The organism is Harryflintia acetispora, assembly GCA_004340125.1.
GTDB classification, from domain to species: domain Bacteria; phylum Bacillota; class Clostridia; order Oscillospirales; family Ruminococcaceae; genus Harryflintia; species Harryflintia acetispora.
Genome location: SLUK01000005.1, coordinates 113,253 through 131,820, shown reverse-complemented (window position 1 = coordinate 131,820; position 18,568 = coordinate 113,253). Strand labels below are relative to the sequence as shown.

Genomic DNA, 18,568 nt, shown 5'->3' with positions numbered 1-18,568 from the left:
TAAGAGTAGGAATACGTCTTTTTGATCAGGGAGGGGAACGCGTTGATCTGCAGAGTGTGCGACCTGCGCTACAAGGACGTCATCAACCTCTACGACGGCAGGCGTCTCGGATGCGTCTGCGACGTGGACATCGACACCTCCAACGCCTGCGTGCAGGCGCTGGTGATCTACGGCCGGCCGCGCTTTTTCGGGATATTCGGCCGGGAAGAGGACATCGTCATCAAATGGTGTAATATCAAAAGCATCGGGGAAGATATTATCATTGTGGATTGTAACCTCGGCATGACCCAGCCAATGCGGGGCAAACGGTTCTGGGGCGGCCGGTCGTAGTCCTTGAAATGGATGGGCAAATAGGGTAAACTGAAAGAAAACCGGCAACCCCGACACAGGAGGAAATGGTCTTGCGCCTTGGCGGTCTTAACAACTGCCTTTTCGGCTTTGCCGAAACCGGCGCAATTCCCGAGAAAGGAATGGTGATCAATATGAAGGACATCGTCGTCATCGGCGCGGGCCCGGCCGGGCTGACCGCCGCCATCTATGGGATCCGGGCGGGCTATCAGGTCACGGTGCTGGAGGAAAACATCTACGGCGGGCAGGTCGCCTCGACCCCCACGGTGGAGAACTATCCCGGAATCGAGTCGATCACCGGGGTGGACTTCTCAATCAGCCTGTATAACCAGGCCACCGCCCTGGGGGCAGAAATCCTGTTTGAGAAGCTGGAGTCCTGCGACCTCAAAGGCGAGGTCAAGAAGCTACAGACCGCAAACGGCGCCATCGAGGCCAGGGCGGTCATCATCGCCAACGGGGCCAAGCGCGCAAAGCTCGGCTGCGAGGGCGAGGAGCGCCTGACCGGGCGCGGGGTGAGCTACTGCGCCACTTGCGACGGGGCCTTTTATAAAGGTAAGGAGGTCGCCATCGTCGGCGGCGGGAACACCGCGCTCGAGGACGCCCTCTTCCTCTCCAACAACTGCTCGGCGGTCCACCTGGTCCACCGCCGGGACCAGTTCCGCGGCGTGCCGATCTTACAGGAATCGGTCAAAAAGCGGGAGAACATCGTCATCCATTACAACGCCGTCCCCCGCGCCATCACGGGTGAAAATGCGGTCGAGGCGATCGTCCTTGACTCGACCGTGGGCGGCGAGAGCGAGACGATCCCGGTGTCCGGGGTGTTCGTCGCCATCGGCACCAAGCCGGAAAACGAGCGGTACAAGGATCAACTGCCCCTGACCGACGGCGGCTATTTCGACGTGGGCGAGGACTGTACCACCCCGCTTCCCGGCGTTTATGTGGCCGGGGACAGCCGCCGCAAGCCCCTGCGCCAGATCGTCACCGCCACCGCGGACGGCGCGGTGGCCGCAACCATGGCCGCGGGCTATCTCAACCAGCAATAAACGGAGGTTTAATATGAAGGCTTTTAAACGGGCGGACGTCCTGCTGCCGAAGGAGGAATACCGCGAGGCGTTCGCGGTGGTCGCCTGTGACCAGTACACCAGCGAGCCGCAGTATTGGGAGCAGGTCGCGCGCCTTGTGGGGGATTCCCCCTCGGCTTATCATATCATCGTCCCCGAGAGCTATCTCGGCCGCGGCGGGGTGGAGGAGCGGATCGCCTCGGTCAATGGAGAGATGGAGCGCTACCTCGAAAGCGGGGTGTTCGAGGAGCTGAGCGGCTGCTACATATATGTCGAACGCACCCTGCGCGATGGGAAGGTGCGGCGCGGCCTCATCGGGATGATCGACCTCAAGGAATACGACTACAACAAGGGCTCGCAGTCCCTGATCCGGGCGACTGAGGCCACCGTCCTCGAGCGGATACCGCCCCGGGTGGCGGTGCGCGAGCACGCGGCGCTCGAGAGCCCGCATGTCATGATTCTCTTCGACGACAGGGAGGACCGCGTCTTTTCGCAGATCGAGCCGCGGCGGCTGCAAAAGCTCTACGATTTCCCGCTGATGATGGACAGCGGCGCGGTGCGCGGCTGGAAGGTGGACGAGGACACGGCAAGCCGGCTCGACCAAGCGCTCGACGCCTTTGCCGATCCCACGGCCTATGCCCAAAAATACGGCGTTCCGGGCAGCCCGCTGGCGTTGGCGGTGGGCGACGGCAATCACTCGCTGGCCACGGCCAAGGAGTGCTACCGCCGGCTCTGTGAGCAGCACGGCGAGGCGGCGATGGAACACCATCCCGCGCGCTACGCCCTGGTCGAGCTTTGCAACCTGCACGACCCGTCTTTAGAGTTTGAGCCCATCCACCGGGTGGTGTTCGGCGTGGAGCCGGAGCGCTTCCTTGCCGAGATGCGCCGCAGTCTCTGCGGCGGGGGCGAGGCGGTGCAGCGCTTCGAGGTCGTCCATGGGAAGGAACGGGAGACGGTCGAAGTCGTCCGCCCCGGCTCGAATATGGAAGTCGGCACGGTGCAGGAGTTTATCGACGGCTACCTCGCCCAATACGGCGGGCGGGTGGATTATATCCACGGCGAGGAGGTCGCCGCCGGCTTGGCACGGCAGCCCGGGAATGTGGCTTTTCTGCTGCCGCCGATTGATAAAAACGAGCTTTTCAAAACCGTCATCCTGGACGGGGCGCTCACCCGCAAGACCTTTTCGATGGGCCACGCCTGCGACAAGCGCTTTTATCTCGAATGCCGCAGGATCAAATGACCGAAGGGTCCATAGGACCCTCATGACGAAAAGAAAGACCGCAAGATAAGCTATCTTGCGGTCTGTTTTCACACTGCATTTTCCAGATATTGTAACATATAATTCAACACCCGGAATTCCTGGCCCAATTATATCCTGTTTTGGATCATTTTTCAAGGGAATCCGGCTTTTTTCACCCTTCCCCCATAAGAGATGACCGGCAGATAGCTTATCTGGCGGTCATTTGAAAGGGTGAGCGCATTGAAACGATGGGCGGGAAGAGGGGCGGCCTTCGCTCTGATTTTGGCATTTCTGCTTCCGGCGCGGGCGGCGGATTTGAGCGTGCAGGCGCAAAGCGGCGAGACGGGGAATTATGGGATCACCATCCCTTTTACCCGATCGCCGCGCACCGAGCGGTACCTCTTCGAGGTCTACGACGGCGCTTCGGCGCAGGGTGAGCCGCTTTTTACGGGGAAAGAGCTGACGGTCGGCACTCCGGGGCAGACGGACGTCTATCTGCCGCTGGCATATGATTTGACGGGCCCCCACACCTATACGCTGAAAATCACCGGACTGCCCATGCCGGGGCGGGAGGAGCTCGACCTCGCGGCGAGCCAGACGAAAACCTTTCAGACCGGGCTGGTCTCCACCTGCGGGCACAGTATCGCGGACGGCGGCTTCGTCCTGGGGGACGGGACGGAGTCCAAGCCCTACCGGGTGGCGAGCGCCAGGCAGCTCGACCATGTGCGGGAGCACCTCTCCGCGAGCTTTTTGCAGACGGCGCACATCGACGTGGGGGAAACTTATTCCGCATGGGAGCCAATCGGGGACGTTGCGCAGCCCTTTGGCGGGGTCTATGACGGGAACGGGTATGAAATCAGCGCGCTGAGGCTGACAAAATCTGCGCCGGATGAAGGCGGACAGACCTTTGCCGGGCTGTTCGGAATCGCAAACGGCGCCCGGCTGCAAAAAATATGTCTGAGCGACGTGACCAACACCGACCCGTCGGTGCGCGGGTGCGGTGCGCTTCTGGGCGATACGTTCATGACAACAGTATCGCAGTGCCGGGCCAAAAACGTGGTCTTTACCGGAAACAGCGACAAGTTATCGATGCTCGGCGGCCTGGTGGGCGACGACTATGGCGATACAACTTTGCGCATCAGCGATTGCTATGTGCAGAATATCAGTCTGGACGGCAACAGCGAGGCGGGCGGTCTGGTCGGTGCCTTCAACACTCTGTCCGGGCTGGCCACAAACTGTTACGCAGTGCCGGATAGCTTGAGCAGCAGTAAGGCGGGCAAGGCCGGCGGCCTGCTCGGTTCCGGAGGCAGCGGGATCACCGGCTGCTTCTACCTGACCAACGCCGCCTGGAACAACGGCTACGGAACCCCGAAAACTGAGGCCGAGCTCAAGAGCGCCGCGACCTTTACCGGGTGGGACACGAATATTTGGGAGATCAAAGACGGCAGCTATCCTACTCTCAAAATCGAGCGGCCGCTGCCTTAAGTCACTGCTGGATCGGAACGCCGGGGCCTCAGCCCCGGCTTTTCCATTGCGCGGGAAGGGAAGCTGTGGTATGATAAAAAGTAAAATAGCATAGGGGGTCGCAACCTTGAAAAAACTACTGGTCGTGGTGGATTATCAAAATGATTTTGTCAGCGGATCGCTCGGCTTCCCAAAGGCCGCGCAGCTCGAAGAGGCCATCATAAAAAAGATTGAAGACTACAGGGCGGCCGGGGACGACGTGGTGTTTACCCTGGACACCCACGGCCCGGACTATCTCTCGACCCAGGAGGGAAAGAATCTGCCGGTGGAGCATTGCATTAAGGGCACGGACGGCTGGCAGCTCTATGGCAAGGTCGCGGCACTGGCAGAGGGCTGCCAAAAGTTTGAGAAGGAAACCTTCGGGAGCGATTCCCTCTATAAATACCTCAAAGAGAACCCGTATGAGTCGATCGAGCTGTGCGGGCTGGTGAGCAATATCTGCGTCGTCTCCAACGCCGTGCTGGCCAAGACCGCGCAGCCGCAGACCCCGGTACTGGTGGATGCGCGCTGCACCGCCGCGCTGGACGAGGAGACCAACGAAAAGACGCTGGACGTGATGGCGGGCTTTCAGGTACAGATCATGGGCCGCTGAGCCGTTTATCATGCGTCCCGGCGGGCAAGAATAAAGTGGGGCAAACGCTCCAATCCACATGAGGGAGGAACCCAATTGATAAAACGGATTATAGCGGCGCTGCTGGCGCTGTCACTGGCCTTGTCGCTTTCGGCCTGCGGTCTCGGCAAAAAGCGGGAGGTAGCGCCGCCGCAGGCGCCGAGCTCATCCGGGGAGGCGAAGGAGCCCGAAGTGACATCCCCACAGGAGGACCCGGATACGCCGGCGGGCGCGGCCAAAACCGCGCTGGATGCGCTCAAGGAGTTGGACATCGAGACCTTCAACCGTTATTCGGACAACAACCGTAAGGGCGGCAACGTCATCATCGGCGATCTGCCCGAGGAGGGGCCCGAGCGCGAGCTGATCGAGGCGCTGGTGAAAAATCTGAGCGGGACCTTCTCCCGGGAGCAGATCGACGGGGACAGGGCGACGGTGTCCGCTTCCATCACCAATACCGACCTGACCGGCGTGATCGACGAGCTGATCAATTTTGCGATTGCCGATGCCCTGAAGGGCGGGAACGGCGACTATGTGGCCAAGCTGGTCGAGCTGGTCCAGGAGGCCGACGGCAGCCGCACCGCCGAGCTGGAGCTGACCCTTGAGAGGGTGGACGGCGGCTGGAAGGTGCATATCGACGAGAAGCTGTCGGACGCCGTCTGCGGCGGGATGGTTTCATCGGCGCTCGAGCTGGCGGATAAGTTCGGCCCGCTGGGCGAGAAGCTGCGGGAATATGTCCCCGGCCTTGGCGAACTGGATTAAGGGGAATAAGAAAGAGCGTTGTGGGTGAATCCACAACGCTCTTTTCCTTCCTGGATCAATAGGAGAAAAAACTAGAAAACTGACAAAAAATTTACTGTAATAGTTGCACAACCCGCGAGAATACTATTAAAGCAAACGCAAACAGGATTTAGAAAAAAGTAAAGAAACAAGGAGTGTTAACTATTATGGCTAACAACAGCAAAAGCAGCAACAACCCCGTCGTTCCGGAAGCGAGAGAGGCTCTGAACAAGTTCAAGATGGAGGCTGCCTCCGAAGTGGGCGTCAACCTCAAGCAGGGCTACAACGGCGATCTGACCTCCCGTGAGGCTGGTTCCGTCGGCGGCCAGATGGTCAAGAAGATGATCGAGGCCTACGAGAACTCCATGAAATAAGGAATTCTGATTATTCAGAATTTTCTGTTGTGCGCTGGTCGCACAAACCCGATAAAGCAGGGTGGCAGCCGCCGCCCTGCTTTATTTTTGATCTTATCCCCGGTATTATGCGCAGTTATAATGCCGCGGATACTTCGGCGGCTTCCTCCTGTTCGTCGAACACGGTCTCGATAACCCGCGAGGAGCATGCGGGGGAGTAGCGCCAGCGATCGATGTGCCCGCCGGTGATATAGTACTCGGGAGCTGTGGTTTGATAGGCGGCATCGAAGCTGTCCACGATGATCAGCTTCACCTTCATCTTTTCCGGGATGAGATTTTTTATGTAGACGCTGGCCTGCTGCCCGGGGCTCACGCCCTCCTTCGGCTCGGCCAGTCCCGCCAGATTGGGGGTCAATTCGACAAAAATCCCATATTCCTCCACCGAACGCACCGTGCCCGCCACCGTCTGCCCGCAGCAGAAGTGGTCGGCGTTCTCCTCCCAGGTGCCGAGCAGCTCCTTGTGGCTGAGAGAGATCCGCCCGCCCGGCTCGATGGCCTTGACCACCGCCCGGATGTCCTGTCCGACCCGGAAGCGGTCGCTCGGATGGGATATTCTTGAGATTGAGATGCAGTCGATCGGGATGAGGGAGGCGATCCCGCAGCCGATGTCCACAAAGCAGCCAAAGGGTTCGAGGTGGGTCACCCGGCAGTCGATGATGTCGCCGCAGCGCAGCGAGCCGATATATTGCGCGAGGCATTGCTCCTGCACCATCCGTCTTGAGAGGACGGGCGCGAGGTTCCCGTGAACGTCCCGCCCGATGTCGGTGATGGTGAAGCAGACGGGCTTGTTGACCCGCGAGATGATTGCAATGTCCCGGGTGGACCCGTCACGGATGCCGATCGCACATTCCTCCCGCGGGATAATACCCCGGCAAAAGCCGAGATCGACGATCAGATTATGTTCGCTGTCACAGATGACGGCGCGCGCCTCCAACACCTTTCCGGCCAGGAAGGCCTCCTGCAAGGTCGCCGAGCAGCGCAGCATGGCGCGGTTCTGGGGGGTATCAATCAGCTGTCCCTCAGGCTTAAAAAACAACATTTACTTTTGCCTCCTCTTTCTCTGTCTGCCGTTTTGCAAAAAGGCTTGCCGACCTTGCATAGGGCCTCATGAGCACTCCCCAACGCGGCGTCCGCCATACGACATGGTAAATGTATATTCACTCCGGGTATGGGTTTATACGTGAGGCAAAATCTTTTTCAGACAGAAAAAAGCCGCTCCCCAAGAGCGGCATAAAGAGCCAAGTGCGAATATAAAAGCACATAAAAAGTACCGCATAAACTTAACGTTTACGCGGCACTTTTTATCGATCACTCTGGTCGGAGTAGGGAGACTTGAACTCCCGGCCTCTTGGTCCCGAACCAAGCGCGCTACCAAACTGCGCTATACCCCGGAGTGGTTGCCCGACTAGGATTCGAACCCAGACAAACAGAGTCAGAGTCTGTCGTGCTACCTTTACACAATCGGGCAATATCTTTCGGCTGATAGGACACCGAACATTTATATATTATACTGATCCATGGACAAAATGTCAATACCTTCCGCCCCGAATTTTTGTATTTTTCCTCTTCTTCACTCACAAGTATGAACCGCCTACGGACGGGATAAACTAAATGCAAACAGATTCTTTCGCCGGGTTTTCCGGCTTAAAACCGGCGTTCCGCCCGCCGCAAAAGCGGAGGCCGCCTCCGGGCGGCAAAAGGAGAATAAAATGAAGGCTACCATACTTTGCAGCTTCGACGACGTGGACCTGGCAGATCTCGCCGCCGGCAAGCTGCGCGCACGGATGGAAAAGGGGATCGAATCGATCGAAATCAGCAAGCCCTACTACGGCGAGCCCAGCGACACCATGGATTTTCTGCCCATCTTCCCGACAATGAACGGCAACTTCGGCGCCGTGACCTATCCGGTCGGACTGACCGCCATTCCCACCATCGAGGAGCAAAGCTCCTCCGACTCACCGGAAAGCGACTACATCCCCCGCAGCGTCACCCTGCGCGTCACCTGCGCGCCCGAGCAGCGCAGCGACATTGAATCCATCCTCATCAACCTCGGCGCGCAGAAAATCCGCTCGATGAACGACGGGCACTGACCCTCACCCTGTTGACCAGCCCATCAAAACCGAAGAGCGGCGGGAATTTCCCGCCGCTCTTCGGTTTTGATGAATTTCGCCATAACAAGCTATGATTCGACAAACCGGAGAGGAATTTTGATTTAAAATGGAAATAAAGAGGGAAATCATCAAATATTAAAATTTAGTAAAATTAGCCACCCAATATGTTGCTGGCACTATCGTTCCTGTACTCGGGCACAATTCTTCGTTACGATAAATTTGTCAGGAGGTAACGATAGTGCTGAAAGAAAATTTATCACAAAGTCTAAAAAATGAACGTAAAAAGCAAGGATTGACGCAGGAATCGGCGGCTGAACTTTGTAATTTAAGTCCTAGGTTTTGGGGTAAGATGGAACAAAAGAAAGCCAGCGCTTCGATTGATACTTTGGAGAAAATTTCGACAGGTCTACATATTAAGGTAGAAGATTTATTGAGAGGAGGCGAGGCGACGGATGATAACGAGAAGTAGTTTGCCAAGGGAAATTTATCTTCCCCCCTTTGCCGATGGCCGGCGCTTCTCGTAGAAAAATTACTAAAAACATCAAAACCGACATTATATCGGCTGGAGTGAAAGGTAAATTATCCCTTATAATTGCCAAGGAGGGATAGTTTATGACAGAAGGTAAGAAAATAGGACTACAAATCAAAGGGATGAGAAAGCAATGCGGCTTTACCCAGGAAAAGGTTGCGAACGATCTCTTTATCAGCCAGTCCTATCTTCGCAAAATCGAACATGGTGAGGCGAATCCCAGTGTCAACATGGTCGCAAAAATTACCTCTTATTTGGAAAATGCGCTGAGCGGTGCAGACAAAAAGGAGGTGTTTTAATTGGAACATTGGGAGTATATCGTCTTTTCGGAAGTGCGGCAGCATCCGGAGCTGGGCCGATACGATACATATGGAATCCAGGTATATTCAGATTCAAGGCTCATCATATGCATACACGATGTTACAACAGATCAGCTTGCGGCTGCGAAAATAGCAAAATGCTTTACTCAACTACAACTGTCCCCGATCCATTTTGACGAAGCAATTGAAGATATGTTAGCTATGTAAACCGCAAAACAAGACGCCTCTTTTCCAGAGGCGCCTTGTTTTTTCAACCTGAACGGCCCGTTTATACAGAAAGGTTTCTAACCGGCGGCTGTTCCGCCAGCCCGTTTAGAATTTCCACGCCGCAGCTGGCGCCGATCCGGGTGGCCCCGGCGGCGAGCATCCGCAAAGCGTCCTGGACGGAGCGAATACCGCCCGCCGCCTTGATCCCGGTTTCCCGCCTGAGAATGCTGCGAAGAAGCTTCACATCCTCCACGCTGGTGGAACGGGGCAGGATGGGCCTGTAGCCGGTCGAGGTTTTGACGATGTCAGCTCCGTACCCCTCGCAGAGCAGCGCCGCCTCATGGATCTGCCGGCTTGTCAGCAGCGGAGTCTCGATGATGACCTTGGCGAGCGCCCCCGCCGCGTGGGCCGCGCCGATCACGCCGGAGAGCTCCCGCTCCAGGGCGCTGTAATCGCCGGATTTGAACGCTCCCACGTTGAGAACCAGGTCGATTTCCTGCGCGCCCTTTTGCAGAGCGTCCCCGGTTTCAAAAATCTTGGTCTCGGGCAGGTCCATCCCAAGGGGGAAGCTGATCACCGTGCAAACCTTGGTGGCGCTTCCACTCAGAACCTGCGCGGCGGCGGGCACCATATTCGGCAAAATACAGACGCTGGCAAAGCCCTCCGCCATGGCTTCCCTGCAAAAGCTGCGGATATATTCCTCGCTCAGCCCGCTCCCCAGCGCAGTCTGGTCGATGAGCGCCGCGAGCTCTTTGCGCGTCATTGCGACACCTCCCCACATGCCCCGTATTCCGCCATGATCCCGAGCGCACAGCTGGTGGCGATCCGGTCGGCCCCCGCGTCGAGCATGCGCTCGACCTGGGCCGCGGTGCGTATGCCCCCCGAAGCCATGACCTTGATCCGCCCGCCGAAGGCCTCCTTGATGAGGGAAACCTGCTCGATGGTGGTCACCGCCCCAAAACCGGGGTTGGTCTTGAGGAAGGGAATCCCCAGTCCGATTGCCATGGACGCGGCCCGCTTTTGCTGCTCCTGGCTCAGACAGTCGGCAAAATAAATCATTTTCATCAGCCTGCCCCGGCCTTTGACGAGCGCGAAGCATTCCGCCATCTCGTCTCTGGTTTCTTCCTCGCGTCCGGAGAGAAAGGCGCTCAGGTTCATCGAGACGTCCAACTCGTCCGCGCCGTCACAGAGCGCCCGCTCGATCTGGAAAAGTTTGCTCTCCCTGGTCATGCCCGCCAGCGGGTAGGAGAGCACGGTGCAGACCTTCCTGCCGGCGGGGTGTAAAATTTCAGCCGCCCGCTTGATATAATAAGGCTCCGCCAGCGTCACGGCAAAGCCGAAGGGGACGGTTTGCCCCACGAACTGCTCCACCTCCTCGATGGTGGGCGCGGGCTTCGCGCCGATCGAAGCGTCGATGAGGGGCGCCACCCCGGTTGCGGTTCTCATGGTTCAGTCGCTTCCTTTCCGTCCCCGCCGATCTGGCAGACCACCTGCTTGGTGCTCTTGGCAAATTCGGTCGGGGACATGCCGGTGTATTTCTTGAACACCGAGCAGAAGTATTTGTATTCGCTGAAGCCCACCTGGTCCGAAATCTCATAGACCCGCAGGCTCCCTTCACCCAGCAGGGCGATGGCCTTCTGGATGCGGTACTTGTTGAGCACGTCCAAAAAGGTCTGCCCCGTGGATTCCTTGAATTTGCGGCTCAGATAGCTGGCGCTGATCCCCAGCTCCTCGGCGATGGATTCCACCGACAGCTTCTCGCCGTAATACTGCTTGATCCGCTTGATGGTGCGCACAACGTAGCCGTTGCCCAGCGCCTGGGGATTTTTGTCCAGACTCCAGCTGATCAGGTCCTGGATGGCCTTGTTCCTGGTGATCCCCAGAATTTCCGCATAGGTCTCGCTCTCCTCGACCTCGGCGCGGATCTTCCCGACCAGCTGTGCGAGCTTCTCCTCGTCCACGGGCTTGAGCAGGTAGTCGAACACGTGCAGCCCGATGGCGCGCTTGGCGTAGTCGAAGTCGGAATAGCTGGTCAGCAGCACGCTGCGAAAGGAGCGGGTCTTCTGGGCCTGTTCGATCATTTCCAGCCCGTCCATCTCGGGCATCCTGATATCGGTGATCACCAGCTGCGGCGAGAGCTCCAGAATCATCTGCAGCCCCTCCTTGCCGTTGCAGGCGGCGCCGGCGACCAGGCAGTCCATGCTCAGCCAGTTGATGGTGTATAGCAGCCCCTTGCGGATGATGTCCTCGTCCTCCACGATCAAAACCTTCAGCATGATGTCTCCTCCCCGGAAGCTAGCATCCCGCGTTTGTAGATGGGCAGGCGGATACGCACCGCCGTGCCCTCGCCCTCGTCGCTGAGCACCTCCACGCCGTATTCGTCGCCGTACATCAGCTTGACCCGGCGGTGGACGTTGAAGAGCCCCACATAGTTGGTGGAATTGTGGCTGTGGCGCAGCATGTCGTTGATCTCCTGCAGCTTTTGGCGCTCGATCCCCACGCCGTTGTCATAGATGACGATGATCAGGTCGCTGTCCAAAAAGCGGGCGGTCACCATCACCGACAGCTCGGAGCGCTCGTCGAAGCCGTACTTGATCGAGTTCTCGATGATCGGCTGGAAGATCAGCTTTGGGATGATGCACTCCTCAGCCTCGGGCTGTATGCGTACCGAATAGGTCAGGCGCTCGTTAAAGCGCGCCTTGAGGATTTCCAGGTAGCTGCGGGTGTAGGCGATGTCCTCGCGCACCGTGACCTCGGTCGAGGCGCCCTTGATGGAGTAGCGCAGCAGGGTGGAGAGGTTTATGATCATGCGGTTGGCCCCTTCGGGATCGAGCTTGACCAGCACCCGGATGATCTCCAGGGTGTTGAAGAGGAAGTGGGGGTTAAACTGGCTCTCCAGCTGCTTGATCTCGGCCACCATGTTTTCCCGGGTCTTTTCGTTGTTCTGGCGGATCAGCTCCTTGATGCTGTCGAGCATCATGTTGTACGACTCCCCGATGATCTCGAACTCGTCGCCGGTCGAGATGTGCAGGCGCATATTGAGGTTCCCCTGCTCAACACAGTTGAAGGCGTCCACCAACTCGTCGACGATCCGGGTTTTCGACACGGCGATCCGCTTGGCGCTGATGAAGATGGACAGGGTCATCATCACGAAGATCAGCACCAGGACCGCGCTCACGAAGAAAAACATCGAATACAGCGCGGTGACCGAGGTCAGGGTGAAGATTTGCAGCCCGCTGTTTAGCGTGCTGCGGGTGACGTAGAAGCGGTCCTTCTGATAGCTGAACTGGCTCTCGTCGCCCAGCAGCGGCGCCTGCACCTTGTTGTTGAGCGTGTGGAACTGGTAGTTGTTGGCGACAAACACATGGTCGTATTGGTCGGCGACCACCGTCTGGCAGGGGAGGTTGGAGATGCTGCGCAAAAAATCGTCGCTGTTCATTACGAAGACCAGGTACCCCTCCACCTGGCCCCGCACCAGGATCGCGCGGCCGATTTCCATCTGCACCGTGCCCGAAAGGGAGGAGCTGACGCTGGAAAACTCCAGGAAGGTCTGGCCGGGGTCCCGGGCCATCCGCCTTTTGAGCCCCAGCAGCTCGCCGGGCTTGCCCTTTAAAAACTGGGGCTCGGTCTCGTTGCTGGAGAGCAGCGGCTTCATCCCCTCGTCCAGCACGAAGAAGTCGGCGTGCACCGGCAGGCTGTTCACAGTCTCGTACAGCTCCGCGCTCAGGTTGGCCAGGTACCGCGGGTCGTCCTCCACATAGCGGGGCAGCGGGCCGCTGGAAAACTCCAGGCATTTGTCGCTGTAGGCGCCGATGAGCATATCAAAATACTCCGTCATCGTTTCGTTGCACTGGCGGTTTTCCCGCACGATGCTGTAATTCCAGAACAGGAACACCAGCAGCAGGAACAGGACGATGATGGCCAAAACGGGGAAAAGCGCATGAGCGACCAAGGTCTTCCGGATGTCGTTTTTAAAGTTGCCTTTCCGGATATCTGTACTCATAACGCTTTCCCCCATCGGTTACAGGCTTATTTCCTTGCTGCCCGTGAGCTTGAAGAAGATCAGCAGGGAGATGACCGTCGTCGCCGTCAGGATGGTCGCCAGCGCCGCCGCGGTGCCGTAGCTGGCGCGGATGACCTCCTGGTAGATGGCCACCGACATGGTCACCGTCTTCCCGGTGAACAGGATGACCGAGGAGCCCAGCTCGTTGATGACGGTGATCCAGCTCAAAATCGCCCCCGAGAGCACGCCGGGCATCATCAGCGAGGCGGTGATCTTAAAGAAGGTTTTGACCGGGGAGGCGCCCAAACTGATGGAAGCCTCCTCCATACTGGGGCTGATCTGATACAGGATGGCTGCGCTGGAGCGCAGCGTATAGGGCAGCCTTCGCACGACGAAGGAAATGATCATGATGATCGCGGTGCCGCTGAGCAGCAGGGGCTTGTGGTTGAAGGCCAGCAGCAGCGTGATACCGAGCACCGAGCCGGGGATGATGTACGGGAACATGGTCACCGTGTCGATGATCGCCGTGAAAACATTTCGCTTCCTTGTCGCGATATAGGCGATGAACATACCCAGTATAACAATAATCGCGATGGCAATCAAACCGAACAGGTATGTATTCTTTACCGCCCGCCCGAGGTTGTCGATGATCATGCGGTAGCTGTTCAGGGAATACCCCTCTAAGAAGACCGCGCGGTTGGTGTTGAGGAACGAGGTGTAAACCACCGTCAGCTGCGGCAGGATCGCCAGACCCACCACCAGGTAGATGAAGGCGTGGATCAGCACGTTCTTGATCCCGTGCACCTGTTTGGGCTGGATCGGGCGCAGGGAGGACATGGTGAAGGACTTCTTGTTGACGAAATATTTCTGGGCGATGAAGATGACCGCCGTCACCAGCACCATGATCGCCGCCATGGCCGCGGCAAAGTTCGCCTCGCCCCCGGTCTCGTTGATGAATTCGGTGTAGATGAGCGTCGGCATGGTCAGATACCCCTCGCCGATGAGCATGGGGGTTCCGAAGTCCGCCAGCGCGTTCATGAACACCAGCAGCCCACCGGCGAACACGGTGGGCGTGATCAGCGGCACGATGATGGTGGCCACCTTCTTGATCCCGTTGCAGCCCAGGGATTCGGCGGCCTCGCTGAGCGCCACGTCGATCTTCTTCATCGCGCCGCAGACGTACATGTAGATGAACGGGTACAGCTTGAGGGTAAAGACCAGCAGCATGCCGCCGAAGCCGTAGATCGAGGGGGTATGGATCCCCAGGTTGGCAAAAAACTTGGTGACCGACCCGTTGCGCCCGCACAGCAGCACCCAGGAATAGGCGCCGATGAAGGCGGGGGACATCATCGAGACGATGATGAGGATTTCAATGATCCCCTTGCCCTTGATCTTGCAGGTGGTCATGAAATAGGCTAAGGGGGTCCCGATGAGGATGGTCAGCGCCGTGACGCAGATGGTGAGCAGGAAGCTGTTTTTGAGCGCCCCGTAGTAGTAGCGCTTGCCGAAGAACTTGGCGAAGTTGCCCATCGTCCACAGCTGGGTCTCGCTGTCCTTGAAGCCGCTGAGGAACAGCATGAACAGCGGGTACACCAGGAACACGGCGAACAGCAAAAGGATCACCAGTGTCACGGTCTTCCAGAAATCCCATTTGAATTTATGGGTTTTGAGCGCGCTGCTAGGCATACTTCTTCACATCCTTTATCAGGCTCTGCTCCTGGTCTTCGGTGAATACGTTGATCTTGGCGGCGTTGGGCTTGAGCTCGATGGTGTCGCCCACGTTATAGAGCCGTTCGGCGTGGCCCAGGTCCTGGGAAAATTCTATGCTCGGCTGCCCGGGCAGCACCATACCGCCGGCAAATTCCAGCACATAGTTCGTGTACTTGCCGAGGAAGGTCTTGCTCCTGACCTTGGCCTTCATGCCGGGCTGGATCGAGAACTCCTCCGGGCGGACCGAAACGACCACGTCCTGGCCCTCCTGCGCGCCGTCGCAAAGGTTGGGCATCTCGACGCGGTACCCGTCGGCAAAGACGATCGCCGGCGTGCTCCCGCCGCGGGAGACCTTCGCGTGAAAGAGGTTGCTGTGCCCGATGAAGGTGGAGACAAAAACGTTGGCCGGGCGGGTATAAATCGACTCGGGCGCGCCGACTTGCTGGATGATGCCCAGCTTCATGACGGCGATCCGGTCCGAGATGGCCAGCGCCTCCTCCTGGTCGTGGGTGACGTAGACGGTGGTGATCCCGACCTGGTCCTGCACCTCCCGGATGGCGGAGCGCATCTCGATGCGCAGCTTGGCGTCTAGGTTGGAGAGCGGTTCGTCCATCAGCAGCACGCTCGGGTGGATGACGATGGCGCGCGCCAGGGCGACGCGCTGCTGCTGGCCGCCCGAGAGGTTTTGCGGCAGGCGGTCCTGGTATTCGCTGATGCGCACCACACGGAGGATGTCGTCCACCTTTTTCTTCATGGATTCCTTGGACTCCTTGCGCAGCTTGAGGCCGTATTCCACGTTCTCCCGCACTGTCATGTGCGGGAAGATGGCATAGCTTTGGAACACCATGCCGATGTTGCGCTTGTGCGCGTCCACGTCGTTGATGACGGTGCCGTCGAACTGGATGGTGCCGCCCTCGATGCTGTTGAAGCCGGCGATCATGCGCAGCAGGGTGGTCTTGCCGCAGCCGGAGGGGCCGAGGAGGGTAAAAAACTCGCCGTTTTTGATCTGGACCGACAGGTCCGGGATGACGGTGGTGTCGCCGTATTTCTTGATGACGTTGTTGATCCCGATGGAAACGCTCATAATCAGTTCATCCTTTCCTCCCAAAACACCGGGGCGGCATCAGTAGCCGCCGCCCAGCTCGCCTTCCTCTTTCACGACCAGGGTGCCTTCCTTCTCCCGCTTGAGGGCCTCCTCCATGATGGCGATGGTCGAGCGGGTGCCGATCCGGATGGTGCCCGTGGAGAGCACCGCCAGGGCGGCGTCCAGGGTGCGCACGCCGCCGGCGGCCTTGACGCTGACCTTGTCCGAGCAGCTGGCGCGCATGATCTTGAGGTCCCCGATGGTGGCGCCGGAGGGCGCGTAGCCGGTCGAGGTCTTGACGAAATCGACCCCCGCGCGCTCGGCGATCCGGCAGGCGAGCTTGATCTGCTCCGGGGTCAGGTAGTGGTTTTCAAAGATCACCTTGACCTTGGCGTCCATCGGGTGGGCCGCCTCGACCACGCAGCGGATGTCGTTTTCCACATAGTCGTATTCCTCCGAGAGGAAGCGGGCGATGTTCATCACCATGTCGACCTCGACCGCGCCCTTCTTGATGGCGTCGATTGTCTCGAGCACCTTGGACTCGGTGGTGGCGACCCCGTGCGGGAAGGCGGCGACGGTGGTCACCAGCACGTCGGTGCCCTCCAGCTCCCGGCAGACGATGGGCAGGTCGGACGGGCGCACGCAGACGGATACGCAGTCGTACCTCCTGGCGATGTCGCACCCCTCGATCAGCTCCTTGACGGTGATGTCGGGGCGCAGCAGCGAATGGTCGATGGTCTTGGCCACGTCGTGGGCGGTGATGTGTTCCCCAGTGTGAAATACCCTTGCTTTTTCCATGGTGATATTCCTCCCATAAATTCATTTCATCGTACCATCATTGTAACAACGTCCTGCCCGGGCTCACAATCCGACAAATCCGTTAAAATATCCGAAATTCTGAACAAGGGCCAAAAAATGTCGATTCACCCCGCTTCCCGAAGCGCGGCGGCGCGCCGGGAGGGTTCATTTTTTCGGGCGTTTTGACAGATTTCTCGGATTGAGGAAAGCGGACAGGTCCGGTACAATGGTATTAAACTGGAAAGGGAGGATTGGTTCTATGACGAATCAGGAGATTTTCGGCCACATCGACCACACGCTGCTCAAGGCGACCGCGACCTGGGAACAGATCCAGGCGCTCTGCGACGAGGCCGTGCAATACGGCACCGCGTCGGTCTGCGTGCCGCCGAGCTATCTGAGGCGGATCAAGGAGGCCTACGGCGATAAAATCAACCTTTGCACCGTGATCGGCTTCCCCCTCGGCTACAACACCACCGCCGTCAAGGAGTACGAGGTGAAAGAAGCCATCGCCGATGGGGCCGACGAGGTGGACATGGTGATCAACCTCGGGGATGTGAAGAACGGCGAGTTTGAAAGGGTGACAAAGGAGATTCGCACTTTGAAGGCGGCCGCCGGGGACAGGATATTAAAGGTGATCATCGAGACGTGCTACTTAAGCGAAGAGGAGAAAATCCGCCTGTGCGAATGCGTAACCGAGGCTGGGGCGGACTATATCAAGACCTCGACCGGCTTCGGCACCGCCGGGGCGACGATCGAGGACATCCGGCTCTTTAAACAGCATATCGGCCCCGGGGTCAAGATGAAGGCGGCGGGCGGGGTCAAGACCCGCGGGGATCTCGAGCTGTTCCTCGGCGAGGGGTGCGAGCGCATTGGGACCAGTTCCGCGGTCAAGCTGCTGACCGCCCGGGAGTGAGGGGGCAGGCGGGATGGAGAAGTACCTTTTTGGGGGCGCGGTCACCGAGCTGATCGCCCCGGCAAACGAAAACTATCAGGTGGACTTCGGCGCGCTGGACCAGGAGATCGACCGCCAGCTCGAGGGGGGAATCCGGGGGCTGTTCGTCAACGGCCTTGCCACCGAATGTCTGGTCACCACCCGCGAGGAGCAGCTGGCCATGGCCGCCGAAACGGTCAAGCGCGTTCGCGGGCGGGTCCCGGTCATGGGGAACATCGCCGCCACCCGTCCGTGCGATGCGATAACACTGCTGGAAGAGTACGAGGCGTGCGGCGTGGACGCCGTCAGCGTCACCCAGCCGGCGATTTACGGCTACACCGCCGAGGCGCTCTACCGCTTTTATGCCGGCGTCGCCGAGCACACCAAGCTGCCGGTCTATATCTATAACGCGCCCCAGACCGGCAACACTCTCACCCCCTCCCTGGTGGCCAGGCTGGTGGAGGAATATGAGGGGATTCGCGGATATAAGGACAGCGTGCAGGATATCATCCATCTGCAAAGCGTGATGGCCAGGATCCCAAAGGGCCGGCATTTTGAATGCCTGGCCGGGTCGGACGCCACCATCTTTCCCACCCTGGCGCTGGGCGGCTGCGGGGTGATCTCGCTGATTTCGGCCCTGTTTCCAAAGCCGGTGGCGGATGTCTGCGAGCTTTATTTCGCGGGCAGGATCGAGGAGTCGCGCGAGGCCGCCTGCCGGGTGCTCGAAATCCGCACGGCGCTCAAGGGCGCGCCGTTCCTGGCGGGCTACAAGTATGTGGCCGAGCTGGTCGGTATGCCGCTGGGCCGGGTGCGCCCGCCGCTGTCCGAGGCGAGCGACGGGCAAAAAGAGAAGATCAAAGAGAGCCTGCAAAAATTGGGGCTGCTCTAAAAGAATCAAGAGA

General features: G+C 58.7%; 21 protein-coding genes and 2 tRNA genes. 13 read left to right on the top strand and 10 right to left on the bottom strand.

The annotated features are described in order from the left end of the window. The first annotated feature begins 42 nt into the window (after positions 1-42). From EDD78_RS07270 to EDD78_RS07240, 7 genes are all read left to right on the top strand, one after another. The gene (locus EDD78_RS07270) at positions 43-330 is read left to right on the top strand and encodes a YlmC/YmxH family sporulation protein (RefSeq protein ID WP_079699704.1); all 288 of its coding nucleotides are present in this window, start codon (positions 43-45) and stop codon (positions 328-330) included. A 71-nt stretch (positions 331-401) separates the two neighbouring features. After that, positions 402-1,391: an NAD(P)/FAD-dependent oxidoreductase gene (locus EDD78_RS07265; protein ID WP_350308582.1), complete on the top strand. Its 990-nt coding sequence runs from the start codon at positions 402-404 to the stop codon at positions 1,389-1,391. 13 nt (positions 1,392-1,404) lie between these two features. Then, positions 1,405-2,649: a DUF1015 domain-containing protein gene (locus tag EDD78_RS07260; protein WP_132084481.1), complete on the top strand. Its 1,245-nt coding sequence runs from the start codon at positions 1,405-1,407 to the stop codon at positions 2,647-2,649. Positions 2,650-2,889: 240 nt separating this feature from the next. After that, positions 2,890-4,134: a hypothetical protein gene (locus EDD78_RS07255; protein WP_165873143.1), complete on the top strand. Its 1,245-nt coding sequence runs from the start codon at positions 2,890-2,892 to the stop codon at positions 4,132-4,134. Positions 4,135-4,240: 106 nt separating this feature from the next. Then, positions 4,241-4,765 carry a cysteine hydrolase family protein gene (locus EDD78_RS07250; protein WP_132084479.1) on the top strand — a complete coding sequence of 175 codons (525 nt, stop codon included), beginning with the start codon at positions 4,241-4,243 and terminating at the stop codon, positions 4,763-4,765. A gap of 75 nt (positions 4,766-4,840) precedes the next feature. Next, on the top strand, positions 4,841-5,542 hold the full coding sequence (locus tag EDD78_RS07245) for a hypothetical protein (RefSeq protein ID WP_132084478.1): 702 nt from the start codon (positions 4,841-4,843) through the stop codon (positions 5,540-5,542). Positions 5,543-5,727: 185 nt separating this feature from the next. Then, the gene (locus EDD78_RS07240; RefSeq protein ID WP_079699697.1) at positions 5,728-5,934 is read left to right on the top strand and encodes an alpha/beta-type small acid-soluble spore protein; all 207 of its coding nucleotides are present in this window, start codon (positions 5,728-5,730) and stop codon (positions 5,932-5,934) included. A gap of 115 nt (positions 5,935-6,049) precedes the next feature. Here EDD78_RS07240 and EDD78_RS07235 read toward each other — a convergent pair whose 3' ends face one another. The 3 genes from EDD78_RS07235 to EDD78_RS07225 form a co-directional block, all read right to left on the bottom strand. Then, on the bottom strand, positions 6,050-7,012 hold the full coding sequence (locus EDD78_RS07235) for a S1 RNA-binding domain-containing protein (RefSeq protein WP_132084477.1): 963 nt from the start codon (positions 7,010-7,012) through the stop codon (positions 6,050-6,052). A gap of 275 nt (positions 7,013-7,287) precedes the next feature. Further along, a tRNA-Pro gene (locus EDD78_RS07230) sits at positions 7,288-7,364 on the bottom strand. A gap of 3 nt (positions 7,365-7,367) precedes the next feature. Then, positions 7,368-7,441: transfer RNA gene (locus tag EDD78_RS07225), tRNA-Gln, on the bottom strand. Between the two features lie 241 nt (positions 7,442-7,682). Here EDD78_RS07225 and EDD78_RS07220 point away from each other — a divergent pair. The 4 genes from EDD78_RS07220 to EDD78_RS07205 all read left to right on the top strand — a co-directional run bounded on the left by EDD78_RS07220 (position 7,683) and on the right by EDD78_RS07205 (position 9,140). Further along, the gene (locus EDD78_RS07220; RefSeq protein ID WP_079699695.1) at positions 7,683-8,063 is read left to right on the top strand and encodes a hypothetical protein; all 381 of its coding nucleotides are present in this window, start codon (positions 7,683-7,685) and stop codon (positions 8,061-8,063) included. A 259-nt stretch (positions 8,064-8,322) separates the two neighbouring features. Then, on the top strand, positions 8,323-8,553 hold the full coding sequence (locus EDD78_RS07215) for a helix-turn-helix domain-containing protein (RefSeq protein ID WP_159449013.1): 231 nt from the start codon (positions 8,323-8,325) through the stop codon (positions 8,551-8,553). A gap of 143 nt (positions 8,554-8,696) precedes the next feature. After that, complete coding sequence (locus EDD78_RS07210) at positions 8,697-8,912, top strand: helix-turn-helix domain-containing protein (protein WP_117507774.1); 216 nt, start codon at positions 8,697-8,699, stop codon at positions 8,910-8,912. Next, entirely contained in the window at positions 8,913-9,140 is a 228-nt protein-coding gene (locus EDD78_RS07205; RefSeq protein WP_079699692.1) for a DUF6514 family protein, read from the top strand. 61 nt (positions 9,141-9,201) lie between these two features. Here EDD78_RS07205 and deoC (EDD78_RS07200) read toward each other — a convergent pair whose 3' ends face one another. The 7 genes from deoC (EDD78_RS07200) to deoC (EDD78_RS07170) are packed head-to-tail and all read right to left on the bottom strand — an operon-like array spanning position 9,202 to position 16,735. Continuing rightward, positions 9,202-9,903, bottom strand: coding sequence for a deoxyribose-phosphate aldolase (gene deoC / locus EDD78_RS07200; RefSeq protein WP_132084476.1), 702 nt, complete (start codon positions 9,901-9,903; stop codon positions 9,202-9,204). Beyond that, positions 9,900-10,586, bottom strand: coding sequence for a deoxyribose-phosphate aldolase (deoC, locus tag EDD78_RS07195; protein WP_117507770.1), 687 nt, complete (start codon positions 10,584-10,586; stop codon positions 9,900-9,902). Before deoC (EDD78_RS07195) ends, deoC (EDD78_RS07200) begins: the two co-directional genes overlap by 4 nt. Beyond that, complete coding sequence (locus EDD78_RS07190) at positions 10,583-11,416, bottom strand: response regulator transcription factor (protein WP_079699689.1); 834 nt, start codon at positions 11,414-11,416, stop codon at positions 10,583-10,585. Before EDD78_RS07190 ends, deoC (EDD78_RS07195) begins: the two co-directional genes overlap by 4 nt. Further along, the gene (locus EDD78_RS07185) at positions 11,410-13,143 is read right to left on the bottom strand and encodes a sensor histidine kinase (RefSeq protein ID WP_165873142.1); all 1,734 of its coding nucleotides are present in this window, start codon (positions 13,141-13,143) and stop codon (positions 11,410-11,412) included. Before EDD78_RS07185 ends, EDD78_RS07190 begins: the two co-directional genes overlap by 7 nt. 18 nt (positions 13,144-13,161) lie before the next feature. Next, positions 13,162-14,829: an ABC transporter permease gene (locus EDD78_RS07180; RefSeq protein WP_132084474.1), complete on the bottom strand. Its 1,668-nt coding sequence runs from the start codon at positions 14,827-14,829 to the stop codon at positions 13,162-13,164. Continuing rightward, the gene (locus EDD78_RS07175) at positions 14,822-15,937 is read right to left on the bottom strand and encodes an ABC transporter ATP-binding protein (RefSeq protein ID WP_132084473.1); all 1,116 of its coding nucleotides are present in this window, start codon (positions 15,935-15,937) and stop codon (positions 14,822-14,824) included. Before EDD78_RS07175 ends, EDD78_RS07180 begins: the two co-directional genes overlap by 8 nt. A gap of 39 nt (positions 15,938-15,976) precedes the next feature. Then, positions 15,977-16,735 (bottom strand): deoxyribose-phosphate aldolase, encoded by a 759-nt coding sequence (gene deoC / locus EDD78_RS07170; protein ID WP_132084472.1) that lies wholly within the window; start codon positions 16,733-16,735, stop codon positions 15,977-15,979. A gap of 259 nt (positions 16,736-16,994) precedes the next feature. Between deoC (EDD78_RS07170) and deoC (EDD78_RS07165) the strand changes: the two genes are divergently transcribed. Both deoC (EDD78_RS07165) and EDD78_RS07160 read left to right on the top strand, forming a co-directional pair. Next, a complete protein-coding gene (deoC, locus tag EDD78_RS07165; RefSeq protein WP_132084471.1) occupies positions 16,995-17,648 on the top strand; it encodes a deoxyribose-phosphate aldolase in 654 nt (217 codons plus the stop codon). Between the two features lie 13 nt (positions 17,649-17,661). Next, the gene (locus tag EDD78_RS07160) at positions 17,662-18,555 is read left to right on the top strand and encodes a dihydrodipicolinate synthase family protein (RefSeq protein WP_132084470.1); all 894 of its coding nucleotides are present in this window, start codon (positions 17,662-17,664) and stop codon (positions 18,553-18,555) included. The last annotated feature ends 13 nt before the right edge of the window (positions 18,556-18,568 follow it).